The 16,440-nt window shown below is 62.3% G+C and carries 12 protein-coding genes; 11 read left to right on the top strand and 1 reads right to left on the bottom strand.

The features are described from left to right. The 11 genes from JWQ89_RS09055 to JWQ89_RS09005 form a co-directional block, all read left to right on the top strand. A partial coding sequence (locus tag JWQ89_RS09055; protein WP_299640277.1) for a hypothetical protein occupies positions 1-598 on the top strand: 598 nt, incomplete at its 5' end. After that, positions 595-948: an STAS-like domain-containing protein gene (locus JWQ89_RS09050; RefSeq protein WP_299640275.1), complete on the top strand. Its 354-nt coding sequence runs from the start codon at positions 595-597 to the stop codon at positions 946-948. The genes JWQ89_RS09055 and JWQ89_RS09050, both read left to right, overlap by 4 nt. Next, positions 945-1,496: a hypothetical protein gene (locus JWQ89_RS09045; RefSeq protein WP_299640273.1), complete on the top strand. Its 552-nt coding sequence runs from the start codon at positions 945-947 to the stop codon at positions 1,494-1,496. Before JWQ89_RS09050 ends, JWQ89_RS09045 begins: the two co-directional genes overlap by 4 nt. Positions 1,497-1,648: 152 nt before the next feature. Beyond that, complete coding sequence (locus JWQ89_RS22490) at positions 1,649-1,909, top strand: hypothetical protein (RefSeq protein ID WP_366143988.1); 261 nt, start codon at positions 1,649-1,651, stop codon at positions 1,907-1,909. A 145-nt stretch (positions 1,910-2,054) separates the two neighbouring features. Continuing rightward, the gene (locus JWQ89_RS09035; RefSeq protein WP_366143987.1) at positions 2,055-5,624 is read left to right on the top strand and encodes a BPTD_3080 family restriction endonuclease; all 3,570 of its coding nucleotides are present in this window, start codon (positions 2,055-2,057) and stop codon (positions 5,622-5,624) included. Next, a complete protein-coding gene (locus tag JWQ89_RS09030) occupies positions 5,624-7,939 on the top strand; it encodes a DUF262 domain-containing protein (protein ID WP_299640271.1) in 2,316 nt (771 codons plus the stop codon). The genes JWQ89_RS09035 and JWQ89_RS09030 overlap by 1 nt, the downstream gene beginning before the upstream one ends. Before the next feature lie 36 nt (positions 7,940-7,975). Next, complete coding sequence (locus JWQ89_RS09025; RefSeq protein ID WP_299640270.1) at positions 7,976-8,953, top strand: hypothetical protein; 978 nt, start codon at positions 7,976-7,978, stop codon at positions 8,951-8,953. 4 nt (positions 8,954-8,957) lie between these two features. Next, positions 8,958-9,296, top strand: coding sequence for a hypothetical protein (locus JWQ89_RS09020; protein WP_299640268.1), 339 nt, complete (start codon positions 8,958-8,960; stop codon positions 9,294-9,296). 20 nt (positions 9,297-9,316) lie between these two features. Next, positions 9,317-12,262, top strand: coding sequence for a site-specific DNA-methyltransferase (locus tag JWQ89_RS09015; RefSeq protein WP_299640266.1), 2,946 nt, complete (start codon positions 9,317-9,319; stop codon positions 12,260-12,262). A gap of 26 nt (positions 12,263-12,288) precedes the next feature. Then, positions 12,289-12,843: a hypothetical protein gene (locus JWQ89_RS09010; protein WP_299640264.1), complete on the top strand. Its 555-nt coding sequence runs from the start codon at positions 12,289-12,291 to the stop codon at positions 12,841-12,843. 552 nt (positions 12,844-13,395) lie between these two features. Then, positions 13,396-15,546: a 3'-5' exonuclease gene (locus JWQ89_RS09005; RefSeq protein ID WP_299640262.1), complete on the top strand. Its 2,151-nt coding sequence runs from the start codon at positions 13,396-13,398 to the stop codon at positions 15,544-15,546. On the opposite strand, the gene JWQ89_RS09000 is transcribed toward JWQ89_RS09005, so the two are convergent. Beyond that, the coding region (locus JWQ89_RS09000) for a C-terminal helicase domain-containing protein (protein ID WP_299640261.1) at positions 15,532-16,440 on the bottom strand (909 nt) is incomplete at its 5' end. The genes JWQ89_RS09005 and JWQ89_RS09000 overlap by 15 nt on opposite strands.

Genomic DNA, 16,440 nt, shown 5'->3' with positions numbered 1-16,440 from the left:
TGAAATGCTGCTCGAGCTTGGTCGATTTATCGACCCCGACCATGAACTTCCAGACGAGATTGCCATTCCTCTTAACTCGGCACTGTCGGAGGCAATGGTGAACGTAAAAATGCATGCCTACACGGGCGACCACCGTTTCCAGTTCCGCCACGTCGGCCGCTGGTGGCTCACAGGATCAGCCGATCGCGCTAACCGAGTGTTGAACGTCGTGATCTATGATCAAGGTGCAACGATACCACTTACCTACGATAAGCTGCCCAAACACAGGGAAGTCCTTGAGTTCATCAAGGGTGGCCTGGCATCGATTGCAGGGGGGCGTTCTCCATATGCCTCAGATGCTGTTCACATCGAAGCGGCCATGAAGTATGGGAACTCGCAAACGGACCGGCCCAACAGGGGAAAAGGACTGCCCCAGATGCAAGACGCGATTGACGCAGCTGGCAACGGTCGACTGTTCGTCGCCAGTCGCGGGGGCCAATACCTGTATGGGGATGGTAAAGGTGTGGGGCGCAAGGCAACATATCGCCACTCCATCGGTGGGACACTGATCGAATGGACGATTCAGCTGCCCGCCAGAAAATCGGAGGAAGCCGCATGAGCAACTTGGTCATAGCGACGGAATTCTCGCTCTACCCTGCTGGTCGCACCGGCAAGGATGGCCCTGACAATGGTACGCGATTCCGCACCGAGTTTCTCGTTCCTCGTTTGCGGATCGCGACCCCGACCGACAAGCTTCGCGTCGTACTCGACGGCTGCCGTAGCTTCGGTTCGTCGTTTCTCGACGAGGCGTTCGGCGGGTTAATCCGGTACGAGGGATTTAACGCCGATCAGCTTGGGTCGATCATGGAGATCGTCGCCGAACGGCCCGTCTATTGGCCCTACAAAAAGATGATCGGAAAATATCTGATTGAATCGACCGCTCAAAGGGCAATGCGGCAGAGCGCGTGATCGACTTCCTGGCGAAGTTCATCCTCCCGATATTCACCTTCGCGCTCGGTGCGTGGATACAGTCATATCGGACACAAAGCTCTGAGGATATCGGGCAACTCAACGAGCTCATCGACGAGATCAAGGAAGCCCGGGAGCTGGCCACCGAATACTGGTCGAGATCTACCCACGAGGACGACGCAAGTCTGGCGGTCAAAGTCCGATCGTGCGGCCATCTGATATTCGCCATGGCCGCTGAGGCGAACTTCGCGGATCGATCTGAGCTCGACGACGCGGTGCAGGGTTTCTTTGAGGCGGCAACTGGCGGCGCGTTCGAAACGGCGGACAAAGCTGCCGACCTTGGACGCGCTCTCGAGATGCGCATAGCAGCGGCCGATCTCATTTCAATTGTCCGCCGGCAGCGGCGCCGGATCAGCAGTTGGGTTTTTCTGCCCGCAGCGGCGGTAGGTGGCATCCGGAACTGGGCGGGCACCCGCCTGACCGCTTACCAGCTCGGTCGAACGACGAAGCGGTGGACGACCAAGTTCCTTGGCGGCCCAAAAAGCTGACCTGGTGGACGTCCAACATGCGGCCTCGTCTGGTCCCGGCGCCGGCTTCCTCACTGGAGGCCGGGGCCTTTATTCTATTTCAGGGCGACCTTCTCGAGGCTGGCATGGCGCAGCATGCCGCCGCCGCGCAAATGCCGTACCTGTAGGGCGCGGTGGTTGCCGAGGTCGCACGGCAGTTCGATGTGTCCACCAGTCTGATCTACAAGTGGCGCCGCGAGGCCCAGCAGCCCGGCCCGATGTTTTTGTGCCCGCCGTCATGGCGAAGACGAAGCTTCTTTGGTGCCGGAGGTGTCGCGGGTTGGTCATGCAGACGGCCCGGCGATCCGGCTGGACCTGCGTCAAGGACGACGGTGAGCATTGCGGCGACAGCGCCCGCGAGATTGGTCCTGGCGGTGCTGCGGGCGCTGCGATGATCCCGATCCGCTCCGATGTCTGGGTGTGGCTGGCCAGCGGTCACACGGATATGCGCAAGGGGATGGGCGGCCTGGCGCCAGGAAGGGCTGGGTCGGGATCCGTTTGCCGGGGACGTGTTCGTGTTTCGGGGGGCGCAGTGGTTCGTTGATCAAGGCGCTCTGGCATGACGGTGTTGGCCTGTCGCTCTATGCCAAGCGACTGGAGCGCGGGCGCTTCATCTGGCCCGCCACGGTGGGCGGCGTGGTGCACCTGAGCGGCGGCCAGATGAGCTATCTGCTCGAAAGGATTGACTGGCGGAACCCGCAGCAGAGCTGGCGTCATATTCGATATGGCGACCGGCAAGTTCACGCCGATCAGCAGTGTCGTGATGGACGAGAAGATGGCGCGCCAGCCAACTCGATGTATACGGTCTACCGGGCCGGCAGCAACATATTCAAGATCGAGTTCATGAACAGGGATACCGGTGCGTCCCCAACGGCCCCAGCGGGGTCACGCGTTCGTGCGCTTGATTGCCCGAGTCGGCCTCGTCGCCGGTCCGGCGGATCATCGGCATCGATTCAAACGGGATCAACAGGCGTGATGTTCTTGCCAACGCAGTTGCGGAAGGCTCCATTTCCGGTATTGAGGCATACAGTCTACCGGCCGCCTAAGATGTTTTGGGGTAAGTCTTTGAAGCCGTTCTACGCGCATCCTATTCTGAATTCTCCCTACCATCCGCCGAGCCGCTACCATGCACTCGACGAGCGTGGGCAGCCGGTCGAGCGTGAGCCATTTGTTGGGCGGCGCAAGTCGCGCTACACGACGCCGGTCCCGTCGAGCCGCAAAGGCGTTGGGCGCCTCCAGACCGAACTCGAACTTGACAGCGTCAATGCGTCGGGACGCTACAGCGACAATGCCGTCGTAAATGAAATCCGCACCTACCTCGAGAACTGGCGGGCGCTGCCCGATCCCACTGACTGGGGCGTAACGCCCGCAACGCAGCGGTTGCTGCAGCATTGGCGGCACCATGCCTTTACCGGGCCGAGGCCGTTCTTCTGCCAGATCGAGGCGGTCGAAACCGCCATCTGGCTCACTGAGGTAGCGCGCCACCGCAGGCAGTACGCTCACATCTTCAGGACGCTGGAGACGGCGAACGCCGACGCCAATCCCGAGTTGTTCCGCCTCGCCCTGAAGCTCGCCACCGGCGCCGGAAAGACCACAGTGATGGCGATGTTGATTGCCTGGCAGGCAATCAACCATGCACGCCAACCCGGGTCCTCCCTGTTCTCGCGGGGCTTCCTGCTCATCGCGCCCGGAATCACCATCCGGGATCGTCTACGCGTCCTGCTGCCGTCGGACCCGGAGAACTACTACGCGACCCGCGAACTGGTGCCGCCCGAGCTGATGGTTGATATCGGCAAAGCCAAGATTGTTATCACCAACTATCACGCCTTCCAGCAGCGCGAGACGCTGGACACCAACAAGACCGGCCGGGCCGTGCTCTCCGGATGGCGCAACGAAAGGCTTGTCACCAGGGAGACCGAGGGCGAAATGCTGCAGCGCGCCTGTGGCGAACTGCTCACCCTCAAGAACGTAGTCGTCATTAACGACGAGGCCCATCACTGCTATCGGGAGCGCATCGGCGCGTCAGTGGCGCCGGCGGCGAAGGGCGACGAAAAGGCCGAGGCTGATGAGAACAACGAGGCGGCGCGACTCTGGATTTCTGGCATCGAAGCCCTGAAGCGCAAGGTTGGGTTGCGCGCCGTGTATGATCTCAGCGCCACCCCTTTCTTTCTGCGCGGCTCTGGATACGAAGAGGGGACCTTGTTTCCGTGGGTGGTCAGCGATTTCTCGTTGGTTGATGCCATCGAGTGCGGGATCGTCAAGCTGCCGCGCGTTCCGGTATCCGACAATGCGGTGAATGCCCCGGCGCCGGTGTTCCGCAACCTGTGGGACCATATCGGCAAGCACATGCCGAAAAAGGGTGCTGGCAAATCCGGCGAACTCGATCCGCTGGCGAAATTTCCGCCCGAGTTGGAGACGGCGCTCAACTCGCTCTACGGCCACTACGTAGCCGAGTACGAGGCATGGGAACGAGCCGGGATCGGTGTGCCGCCGGTGTTCATCGTGGTGTGCAACAACACGGCGAGTTCACGGCTGGTGTTCGAGTGGATATCTGGTTGGACGCGCGAAGCCGCCGACGGCAAGGTCACTTTCAACAATGGCAGGCTGGAGCTATTTCGCAACTTTGACGAGTACGGCAACCGCTTCGAGCGAATGAACACCATCCTGGTGGACAGCTACCAGATCGAGTCGGGGACGCTCGACGACTCCTTCAAGGCGATCGCTGAGCCCGAGATCGAAAGATTCCGTCAGGAGAAGGCAGTCCGCGAAGGCGCCGGTTCTGCCAGCGCCGTGTCCGACAGCGAAATCCTTCGCGAGGTGATGAACACCGTCGGCCGCAAGGGCAGGCTGGGCGAGCACGTCCGCTGCGTCGTCTCGGTGTCGATGCTGACCGAAGGGTGGGACGCCAACACCGTCACGCACATCCTTGGGGTCCGCGCCTTCGGTACGCAATTGTTGTGCGAGCAGGTGGTGGGCCGTGGCCTTCGCCGCCAGTCCTACGAGCTAGGCGACGAGGCCGACGCCGATGGCAACCGGCTGTTCGATACCGAGTATGCCGACATTCTTGGCATTCCATTCGACTTTGCCTCCGAGCCGGTAAACGTCGAAAAGAAGCCACCCAGGCCAGTGACGCGGGTGTACGCGCTGAAGGAGCGTTCGGCGCTTGCCATTCGACTGCCCCGTGTCGCGGGGTACCGAACCGAACTGCCTCCGGATCGCCTGACAGCCATTTTCGGCGAGGATCACCGGATGGTCCTGACGCCCGATGAGGTCGGGCCGACGACTGTGCGCGTCGAAGGGCTGGTCGGCGAGGGGCATGACCTCAGCCCCGCCGTGCTCGATGGCCTGCGCGACAGCGAGATCGCCTATGATCTTTCGAAGCGCCTAATCGAGCGGCATATGCGCGACGACAGGGGCGAGCCGCCCTATCAGTTCTTCTATGCCGTGCAGCCCATCGTGCGGCGCTGGATCAGGGAATGCTTCGTGCCGGCCGGCGGCACCAAAGTGGGCATGCTGACCTACGCACAGATCGGCGACAGAGCAGCGGCGCTGATCTACAAGGCGATCGTTCACGCTGCCGGGAAGGACGGCACGGAGGTCGTCAAGGTGCTGCTTGATCCCTACAACCCGGCGATTTCGACCGACCATGTTCAGTTCATCACGTCAAAGACCGAGCTTTACGCCACGACGCTCAGCCCGGTGAATTTCGTCGTCGGCGACAGTAAGTGGGAGCTCGAGTTCGGCCGCATTGCCGACGCGCATCCGCAAACCCTGAGCTATGTGAAGAACCAGGCGCTCGGCTTCGAAGTGCCGTACCTGTTTGGTTCGGAAAACCGGAAATATCTGCCCGATTTCATCGTGCGCCTCGATGACGGCCGGGGCCTGGACGATCCTCTCAACCTCGTCGTCGAGATCAAAGGATTTCGCGGGCTCGACGCACAGTTCAAGGCCGAGACGATGGCAACGCTGTGGGTGCCGGGCGTCAACGCGCTCAAGGACTACGGCCGGTGGGCGTTCGCTGAATTCCGCGACCCGTTCTCGATGGAAACCGACTATGCAAAGCTGGTGGCGGGCCTTCGCAGCGGGCGCTGCGCGGTGGGAGTGCAGTAATGGCCGGATCGACGTTTCAAACCAACAAGAACGATCTCCATGAGCTTCTCGCCGCCTGCCACAGCGGCAAGCTGCAGCTCCCTGACTTTCAGCGGAGCTGGGTCTGGGACGAGGACCGCATCAAGAGCCTCATCGCCTCCATCTCGCGCGCCTTTCCGGTGGGCGCGTTAATGACGCTTGAGACTTTCGGCGCCGTCAATTTCAAGCCGCGTCCGGTGGAAGGCGCGCCGAAAGCGGCAGGTCTGGTACGGGCGGATGACTTGCTGCTCGACGGCCAGCAGCGGATGACTTCGCTCTATCAGGTGACGCTCAGGAACCAGGTGGTCACGACGCTGACCCCCAAGAACAAGCCGGTGAAGCGGTGGTTCTATATCGACATGCGCAAGGCGCTCGACCCCGATGTCGATCGGGAGGAGGCGATTGTCGGCGTTCCCGAGGACCGGATCATCCGGGAGAATTTCGCTAAAGACGTCAAGCTTGATCTCTCCAGCCGCGAGCGCGAGTTCGACGCGTTGATGTACCCGGTCTCCATGGTGTTCGGCTGGAACGACTGGCAGATGCAGTACGTCTCCTATGCCAACGCCAAGGGCACATTCGCCGAGACCTGGCCGATCATCAGCAGCTTCAACGACGAGGTGATCCAGAACTTCACCAAGTATCAAGTGCCGGTCATCGCCCTCGGCAAGGACACGTCCAAGGAGGCGGTCTGCCTCGTCTTCGAGAAGGTCAACACAGGTGGCAAGCCTTTGGACGCCTTCGAACTCGTAACCGCCATGTATGCGGCCGAGAATCATGAGCTCCGCAAGGACTGGTACGGCGATGCCGCGACCAAGGGGCGGCATCGCCGGCTCGCCGAGACGCTGCGTCCGGCCGGGGAGGGCACAGGAATTCTGTCCCAGGTAGGCAACACTGACTTCCTTCAGGTGATCTCATTGTTTCACACCCGCGATAGGCGGCGCCAGGTAGAAGCCGCCGGCAAGCAGGGCAAGGAGCTGCCAGCGGTCACCGGCAATCGTCAGGCGCTGCTGAACCTGCCGCTGGAGGCGTACAAAAAATACGAGTCGCAAGTCGAAACCGGCTTCGTGCGCGCCGCGAAGTTCCTGCACATGCTGCACATCTACCGGATTTTCGATCTGCCCTATCAATCGCAGATCGTGCCGCTGGCCGCGATCCTGGCCGATATCGGCGAAGCCTGGGAGCACGAAGCCAACCGCGCCAAGCTCATCCAGTGGTTCTGGAATGGGGTGTTCGGTGAGCTCTATGGATCTGCCGTCGATAGCCGCATCGCGCGGGACTTCATGGAGGTGCCCGCATGGCTGAAGGGCGGTACAGAGCCATCCACGATCAGCGAGACCATCTTCCGCTCGGACCGCCTCAAGTCAATGCGCATGCGCCTCTCGGCGGCCTACAAGGGCGTCAATGCGCTACTGATGCTCGAGGGCGCAGAAGATTTCCGCTCTGGCCAGAAATTCGATCACACGGTGTTCTTCGGCGAGAACGTTGATATCCACCACATCTTCCCGCAGGAATGGTGCAAGCGGGCCGGGCACAAACCCGAGGTCTTCGACTCGATCATCAATAAGACCCCGCTGTCCTACAAAACCAACCGCATCATCGGGGGCGTCGCCCCTTCGATCTATCTCGGTCGACTGGAGAGCGGCGGCGGGGAAACTCCCCCCATCGCCCCGGACAGGCTCGATAGCTATCTCGCTTCGCACCTGATCGACCCGGCGTTGCTGCGAGCCGACAGCTTCGAGGCTTTCATGGAGGACCGGCAGAGGCGATTACTCGTCCTGGTCGAACGCGCCATGGGCAAGCCGGCCTACAGCGGCGATCTGGCCGATGACGACGAAGTCGAGACCGACGAGGATGGTGTCGAGGCCGAAAAGACGCTGGCGCCAGTCGACTCGTCCGCCGAGCTGCGTCAGAGGTTCTGGGATGGATTTGCGGCGCGTTTTCCCTCAATGCCGCTTGGAGGCGGAAACTCCTATTCGCGCTGGCGCGAATTGCCGGAGCTCAACCTCGTGATTTCGCTGTATCTCAGCGAGCAGAGCGCCGGTCTGTTCGTCCGCGGTCCGCGAGGCGCGTCCGACACGGAAACCGCTGCACGGCTGCGACTCGTGGAGCCGGCAATCATCGAAGCACTCGGGCTGGACCTGGGCAATACGGCATCACCCTTTGCCCGGGCACGGTACGCCAACCATGGCGACGAGGCGTCCTGGCCGGCGATCTATGATTGGCTCGCCGACCAGGAAACACGCTATCGCACCGCGCTTCACTCTGTGCTCAGTGGCTCGGGGGGCAGGGCCGGCTAGACCATGTCTTAATTTGTCGATTTCTGGGGGGAATAGATGCCGGTTGCAGGCACAATCAGTTTTGAATTGCGGCAGAGACAACAGCAGGCCCAGTACTTTGCAACGGCGGCGCCGCATGCACTGATGCCGGGCTGGGCCTATCGACTGATCGACGAGCATCGGCTGCTCAATCTCGCGCCGTCGCTGCGCAGCTATGCGCCGGACTACTTCTCCGCCAACGGCATCCAATGGCACCGGCACGCCAACCATGCCTTGTCCTCGCAGGTGTGCTGCGTGAACTTTCTGATGCCGCTGGCGTCCCGACCGGATGCACTCGCGAGCCTGGTGCAGGCGGCGATCGGCGGCGTGCGGCCGACGATGCTGCCGGTCGAGGCCGGTCCGGACGGCACGCCGGCCTATGTGGGCTTTGAGTGGATCGGCGGCGATCACCTCCGCGAAAGCAGCAAGTCCGGCACGCGCTCGCGCGGCGCCAATGCCACCGCAGCCGACGCCGTCGTGCGTTTCGAACGGCAGGGCAAGACCGAAACACTGCTGATCGAGTGGAAGTATACCGAGCACTACGGGGCGCCGATCTCCCCCGATGGCAACGAGACGCGGACCCGCCGGTATGCGGACATCGCCTTTGCACCAACCGGGCCGATCAGGCACGACCTCGGCCTCAAGCTGGGGAATTTCTTCTACGAGCCGTTCTACCAGCTGCTGCGCCAGCAAATGCTCGCCCACTTCATGCAGGCGACGCGCGAGGACGGGGCAGACCGGGTCCGCGTCCTTCACATTTCGCCGTCGGGGAATATTGCACTTCGAAAGGTGACCTCGCCAGCGCTGCGGCGCTTCGGCGATGACGTTTTCGAGGTGTGGAAGGGGCTGCTGGTCGATCCGACGTCGTTTGTCAGCTGGTCGGCGGAGGCACTGTTCGCTCCGTTGCTGGCGGAGCTCGGGATGGACGACGATTGGGCAGGATATCTGTCGAAGCGGTATGCGTTCTTGACAGCCACCAACCACGGAGGGGCATGAGAAAATGACAAACTTCAAGGACGGCATCATCCGCGACGGCGGCACCTTGGGGTCGGGCCGCGCTCTTGGCAACCTGCAACGGGGTGTAATTCGTGACGGCCCCGCGGTTGGCTCGGGCCGCGCTTTGGGCAACGTCAAGGACGGGATGATCCGTGACGGTTCTTCTGTTGGCGCAGGCCGGACGATAGGCAATGTCAAAGACGGAGTGGTCAGAAACGGCTCGTCGCTGGGTGCCGGCATCACGGTCGGCAAACTGGCCGATTGTGCCATCAAGGGGATTCACCGCGAGCGCGATGACGAAATCGTCGCGGTCTGTCATTTCCTGATCAAGAAGTTTCTCTAGTCCCCGATTGGATCCACCTTATGGCCAAGACGCCCAAGGACATCGACGCCCTGCGTCACGAGAACGCTCGCCGGATCAATAATCCGACGGCCGAGATGGCGTCGATCTATGAGCAGAACGAGGAGCTCTACGGGGTCAAATGGAAGGCGATGCGGCTGCCTCGCGCGCGGCCGCTGGCCGAGGGGGAGAAGCGGGCGCGAGACACGGATGTCGATCCGCAGATCGTCTGGAACGGTGTGAAGATCAGGCTGACGCCGGGGCAGGTCCAGCAACTCGTCGAGACCGGCACCGTCGAGATCGGCGACGCTCAGCTGGTGTGGCGCGGCAAGGATACCGAGGACTGGTCCGACCTCGTCGTCAACGCGCCGCCGCTTTACATCCAGGAGAAGGTCCACCCCAAGGCGATCATCGACGATTTGAAGCGGCGCTCCGATGCGTCGCGGGCGAAGACCGCGGACGCGCCCGATCTGTTCGCCGATTTCAACGGGCTGACCGATCCGGAGGCGCGGGCAGAATTCTATCGCCATTCAATGCACTGGCAGAATCGCTTCATCCTCGGCGACAGCCTGCAGGTGATGGCTTCCCTGGCGCAGCGCGAGGGGATGAAGGGCAAGGTGCAGGCGATATATTTCGATCCGCCCTACGGCATCAAGTTCAACTCCAACTGGCAGGTCTCTACCCAGAGCCGCGACGTCAAGGATGGCAAGCAGACCGACATCACCCGCGAGCCAGAACAGGTGAAAGCGTTCCGGGACACGTGGAAGGACGGGATACACTCGTATCTCACCTATCTGCGCGACCGGCTGACGGTGGCGCGGGAGCTGCTGACGGAGAGCGGCTCGATCTTCGTGCAGATCGGGGACGAGAATGTGCACCGCGTGCGGGCGCTAATGGATGAGGTGTTTGGGGCGGAGAACGCACTGGCGACGATCGTTTTAGTCAAGTCCGCCAGCACCTCTAGCGAGGATCTTGCGCTTACCACCGACTATGTCCTTTGGAGCGCGAAATCTCGAGCCTTCGCAAAGCGGAGGGGCCTATTCCAAGATAAGGACGCTGCCGGCAAGTCGGGCGATTACAGATTCTACCGAGACACGACCGGGGCAGTTAGTCCTCGGGCTTCATCGGCTGACGACGAGCGAGTTACACTAGACAACACGACATCTCAACGGCCACCGCAGGGTGAAGACGTTCGGTCATATGCATTTCAAGGCCGAAGCTTTTCTCCTGGGGTTGGAACATACAAAACCGATAGAGTGGGACTTGATAGGCTTACCCTTGCAGGACGACTTTACGCGAGAACAAACTCCCTGCGTTACGTCAGGCTGTACTCCGATTTCCCAATCGTCCCGGTTAACAACTTATGGGATGATCTACGTTGGGGCTTTGACGCTTCTGAAAAGCGATACATCGTCGAGACGCATCATGGCGTCGTAGAACGCTGCCTTCTGATGACTACGGACCCCGGCGACCTCGTTCTTGATCCCACCTGCGGCTCAGGCACCTCGGCTACCGTCGCCGAGCAGTGGGGCCGGCGCTGGATCACCATCGACACATCGCGCGTGGCGCTGGCGCTCGCCCGCACCCGGCTGATGAGCGCACGCTACCCCTATTACCTCCTCGCCGACAGCGTCGAGGGCAGGGCGCAGGAAGGCAAGCTCGCCGGCCGACTGCCGCCGCAGGACCCGGTGCCGACCGGCGATATCCGCCAGGGTTTCGTCTACGAACGGGCGCCGCACATCACGCTCAAGTCCATCGCCAACAATTCGCAGATCGACGACATCTGGGACAAGTGGCAGGCGGTGCTTGAACCGCTTCGCGCGGAACTGAATGCGCTGCTTCAAGAGAGTCACTGGGAAGAATGGCAAATCCCCCGTGATCTCGACGCGTGGCTCGACACCAAAGAGGGCAAGCCGCTGGCGGGCTTGGTCTCGGCCAAGGTCCGCGAACTCCACGCCGAATGGTGGAAGGCACGCATCGCCCGGCAGAAAGAGATCGATGCCTCGATCGCCCAGGCGGCCGATGTAGAGTTGCTCTACGATCGCCCCTACGAGGACAAGGGCCGCGTCCGCGTTGCCGGGCCCTTCACGGTCGAAAGCCTCTCTCCGCACCGGGTGGTGACCGCCCGGGACGATTCCCTTGGCGATGCCATCGCCTCGCTCGACGGTGGGCTGCAGCCGGAACCGGGCAACGTCCCCGAGGCCGATTTCGGCGCCATGGTGCTCGACAATCTCCGCGCCGCGGGGGTCCACCAGAAGGACAAGGCCGACACCATCAAGTTCAACTCGGTCGAGCCCTGGCCCGGCAAGTGGCTCGCCGCCGAAGGACGCTATCTCGATGGTTCTGGCCGGGAACGGCGCGCCGGCATCCTGATCGGCCCCGAGTTCGGGACGCTCGGCCTGTCCGCCATCATGGCCGCGGCGCGCGAAGCATCGGCCGCCCGGTTCGACGCGTTGATAGCCTGCGCCTTCAACTTCGAAGCCCAGACCGGCAGCCTCGACCAACTCGGCCCGCTCGCCATCCTAAAGGCACGGATGAACCCCGATCTGCACATGGCGGACGAGCTGAAGAACACCGGCAAGGGTAACCTGTTCGTGGTGTTCGGCGAGCCCGACATCGACATTCTCGATGCGCCCGGCGGCGAAATCCAGATCCGCGTCAACGGCGTCGACGTGTTCGACCCCTCGACCGGGGAAATCCGCTCAGACGGCAAGGACGGCATCGCCGCCTGGTTCATCGACACCGACTACAACGAAGAAAGCTTCTTCGTCCGCCACGCCTATTTCCTCGGCGCGAACGACCCCTACAAGTCGCTGAAGACGGCGCTCAGGGCCGAGATCGACGAGGATGCGTGGGCGAGTTTGTACTCGGACACGTCGCGGCCGTTCTCACGGCCGGCGACGAAGCGGATCGCGGTGAAGGTGATCAATCATTTTGGCGATGAAGTATTGAAGGTTTTTGGGGTTTAGGGGGGTGAATGCCTACTGGATACAAGATGGCCGATTTCGGCGGCCAGCCGTCAGAGATTTCCAACCGATCGGATGGACCGCTTTTTCAGACGGTGGAGCTGAATTGGTCGAAGCCGAAGCTATGGGAGAAGGGCTTCGGCGCACCGGTCGATCATGACGAGCCCTGCCTGTACTTGCTCCAGCGGGATCACCCTAGTTCGACCCGGTCGATGCGTATTGTATATGTAGGGTTGACCGTGTCGCCGAAAACGCGGTTCCTCAACCATCCAACGGCCAATCGAATTGTTGGAATGCGAGGTTCTACATTTCTGAGCTATGCAGTCGTAAGATTTACCGGAAGAAACCGAGAGACGCGAGAGAAGTACACGCTCGAACAGGTCGAGCACTTACTAATCTGGGCGCTTTGGAACGAACTTGAGAACGAGAAGAAGATGTTCACGCTGCCAGGCATGGGAGTGAATGGTGGGACTGCGTGGCAGATACTAAATTCGGGCTACAGATTTCAGGGGCAGATGCCCAAGGAGATTGTGTATCCGTGGATGGTCATCAAACCGGGGCGTGATCGGTCCGCGCGTAGATAGATGACGAAGTAATTGCTTCGAGGGAGGGATAGAGTTGGGACGGAGAGGTTACAACGGAGGCTCGACGGTTATCCGTCCAGGCTCGGACTGGTTTGGCCAAGGCAATAGTGGGCGACGCAGAAGGGCGTTTGCGGCGGAGAGTAGCGATCTCCCGGCTACCGCCCGCGACTTGCAAGTAGGCCTGGCGATAAAGCGAGGCCTTATCAAGGGCAGAGCGACAGCCAAACCCAAGCCATTGCCTGCGCCAGCAGAACCTCCTGTCGTCGCGTCGCATATCGCGAAACGGGCCGGCGAAAAGAAAAAACGGAACAAGAGCAAGCCATGCCGGCGGAAGACTCCTTCATTGCCGGGACCCGCCGCTAGGGTGCGGTCTTGGGTCGCCGAGACAATCAATTCGCCGCTCTTGCATTCATCTCACGCCCTCGTACCACCCCCGCAGGCAGTCGCGGACAATGTGGACGCGCCGATGGCGACGTCTGGCGGTGAAGCGTCAACGAGACCGAAGCGCGTTCACAAGCTGCCACACGAACGCTGGTACGGACCAAAAACGAAATGACCACCATCCTCGCCGACAGCTTCCGCGCGGCGCTCGCCCGCCTAGGCCCCAACGAGCAGAAGCAGACCAAGCTCACCGTCTATGAGCTGCAGGAGAACCCCGGCCAGCCGGGCCTGTCGTTCCATCGCATGGACAAGTCCCGGGATCCGAATTTCTGGTCGGTGCGGGTCTCCGGCGATATCCGGATCATCGTTCACAAGACCGGCGACAGCGTGCTGCTCGCATATGTCGGCCACCACGACGACGCCTATCACTGGGCCGAGCGCCGGGTCATCGACGAGCACCCGCGCACCGGCGCCATCCAGATCCGCGAAGTGCGCGAACTGGTGGAGGAAATCCGGCGGCCATCACCCATCCGGCAGCCCGGCGTGGCGGAGGCGCGCCCGTCCGGTGAGCCGCCGGCGGGTTTGGTACCGCCACCCATGGCCGACGTTGCCTTGGGTAGGGCGACGGTCGCCGCGCCTGTCTTTACCGCACTCAGCGACGACAACCTGCTGTCCATCGGCGTGCCCCCCGATTGGCTGGCCGACGTGCGGTTCGCCACGGACGACAGTTTCTTCGATCTTGCCGGGCACCTGCCGGAAGAGGCTCGCGAAGCGCTGCTGGAATATGCCGCCACCGGACTGCTGAGCACGTCGCCGCCGCCCACCGCCGACCCGCTCCAGCACCCCGACACCCAGCGCCGCTTCCGCGTCCTCGAGAACATCAACGAGCTGCAGGCAGCGCTCGACTCGCCATTCGACAAATGGGCGATCTTCCTGCACCCGACCCAGCGCGGCATCGTCGAGCGCACCTTCAACGGCCCGGCGCGCGTGGCGGGATCCGCCGGCACAGGCAAGACTGTGGTGGCGCTCCACCGGGTGCTCCGAATCCTGCAATCCAATCCCGACGCCAGGGTGCTCCTCACCACCTTCTCGCGCCCCCTGGCAAAGCACCTCGAGTACAAGCTCGGCATTCTGTTCGGCGAGCGGAAAATCCTCCGGGCCCGCGTCGACATCGGTGCTTTCAACGACGTCGCCGCCGAACTCTGCTCGCTGGCGACCGGCCGCAAGCCGAACCTCGCCTCTGAGGAGCACGTCCGCAAAATGCTGGCACAGTCTGCCGAGGACGCCGAAGCGACGGAACTCTCCCCGCAATTCCTCCACTCCGAGTGGAAACACGTTATCGATGCCTGGCAGATCGAAACGGTTGAGGCCTATGCCGCCGTGCCGCGAATGGGCCGACAGAACCGGCTCGGACCCCGACAACGTGAGCGCCTGTGGCAGGTATTCGGCCCGGTGCGGGAAAAGCTCGCGGCGCGCGGGCTGATGACCGAGGCAGGCATGTTTGCGGCAGCCACCGCGCTCTATCGCGATCGGGAAGTGAAGCCGTTCACCCACATCGTCGTCGACGAGGCTCAGGACCTGGGCGTTGCCGAACTGCGCTTTCTCTCCGCCATCGCTCCGGCATCCCCCGGTGCCCTGTTCTTTGCCGGCGACCTCGGCCAGCGCATCTTCCAGCAGCCGTTCTCGTGGAAGGGGCTGGGCGTGGACGTTCGCGGGCGCTCCGCGACCCTTAGGGTGAATTATCGCACCAGTCACCAGATCCGCCGCGCCGCCGACCGGCTGCTACCACAGAACGTTCGCGACGTCGACGGCATCGAGGACGGCCGCACAGGCACGATTTCGGTATTCGACGGCCCTGATCCAACCGTTGTGCTTGCACCCACCAGCGATGCCGAAGTGGTGGAAGTGGCGGCGCTGATCAAAGCCGCCCTCGCTGAGGGAACATTGCCCGGGGAGATCGGGATTTTCGTGCGTTCCGGCGCGGAACTGCCGCGAGCCCGCGCTGCGGCCGGCGCCGCAGGCCTGCCCGCCCGCAACTTCGTCGACCGCGACCAGAGCGACATGGAATCGGCGCTTGTCGGCACCATGCACCTCGCCAAGGGCCTCGAGTTTCGCATGGTGGTGCTGATGGCCTGCGACGAGAGCGTGCTCCCGCAGGCGGCGCGGTTGGCGGATGTGGCGGACGCCTTCGAACTCGAGGAAGTGCTGACGACGGAGCGCCAACTGTTCTATGTCGCGGCGACGCGAGCCCGTGACCGGCTGATCATCTCGGCCGTTCAGCCTGGATCGGATTTCATCGGCGATATCTCAGAGCCGTTCTGACGCTCCGCCGACGGCCGACTCGAACAGGTCCTCGGTGTCGCTCTCCGAAACCGGCGGCGCCAGCATGTCACGCGACAGCGAGCGCTTTCGCTCCAGCAGCGCATCGAGCTTGAGGTCAAACGACGTCTCGCCGAAAACCGGGTGTACAGCCATCGGAATGTGGACCGTCACCGGTTTCATCTGCCCAATGCGATACACACGATCGTTGCACTGGTCCTCGACCGCGGGATTCCACCACCGGCTGAGATGAATGACGTGGTTCGCCGCGGTGATCGTCAACCCGATGCCCGCCGCCTTAGGCGAGAGGATCAGCAGACCGAATCCCGGCGGCTTCGACTGGAATCGATCGACGACTTTCTGGCGCTGGTCGCCAGCGACATCACCGTTGATGATCTCGGGCTCCGCCGGCAACCCCAGTGTCGCGGCGGCGACGGCTGCAAATGCAGACTGCACCGCCCGGTCCTCGATAAAGACCAGCGTCTTTTCGCCCGCTGCCTTGATATTCTGCAGGATCAGCAGCGCTTGGGAGACGCGGGCGGAGCTATCGATCCATTTTTGCCGGGACACCGCATCGTAGGGATCGAGGCCGTCGGCGCCATGTGGGTGTAGCGAGATACCGCGCAAGGCGTGAATGGTCTTCAGCATGTCGCCTTTGGAACGACTACCCCCACTCGCCGCCGCTACGACGCGTGCATACGCCTCGGCCTGGGAGGGGGGCATCTTCATATCGGAATAGGACCGGACTTCGCGATCCGGCAGGCCCTTGAGGTGGTCGTGCTTCATCCGCCTCAGCATCAGCGCCGCCGTCTTGCCCACAGGTTGATCGAGCATCCCCTTCAACGATTTCAGCGCTTCCGGGTCCTCCGACCCGTAGGTCGTCGAGAAGGCTTTGAG

The organism is Devosia sp., assembly GCF_028290645.1.
Taxonomy (GTDB): domain Bacteria; phylum Pseudomonadota; class Alphaproteobacteria; order Rhizobiales; family Devosiaceae; genus Devosia_A.
This window is presented reverse-complemented; position numbering and strand designations above follow the sequence as displayed.

Excerpts from the sequence above, each read along its gene's own strand:
- JWQ89_RS09005 (WP_299640262.1), top strand. The coding sequence starts at position 13,396 with ATGACCACCATCCTCGCCGACAGCTTCCGCGCGGCGCTCGCCCGCCTA.
- JWQ89_RS09030 (WP_299640271.1), top strand. The coding sequence starts at position 5,624 with ATGGCCGGATCGACGTTTCAAACCAACAAGAACGATCTCCATGAGCTT.
- JWQ89_RS09010 (WP_299640264.1), top strand. The coding sequence starts at position 12,289 with ATGGCCGATTTCGGCGGCCAGCCGTCAGAGATTTCCAACCGATCGGAT.
- JWQ89_RS09025 (WP_299640270.1), top strand. The coding sequence starts at position 7,976 with ATGCCGGTTGCAGGCACAATCAGTTTTGAATTGCGGCAGAGACAACAG.
- JWQ89_RS09015 (WP_299640266.1), top strand. The coding sequence starts at position 9,317 with ATGGCCAAGACGCCCAAGGACATCGACGCCCTGCGTCACGAGAACGCT.
- JWQ89_RS09050 (WP_299640275.1), top strand. The coding sequence starts at position 595 with ATGAGCAACTTGGTCATAGCGACGGAATTCTCGCTCTACCCTGCTGGT.
- JWQ89_RS09020 (WP_299640268.1), top strand. The coding sequence starts at position 8,958 with ATGACAAACTTCAAGGACGGCATCATCCGCGACGGCGGCACCTTGGGG.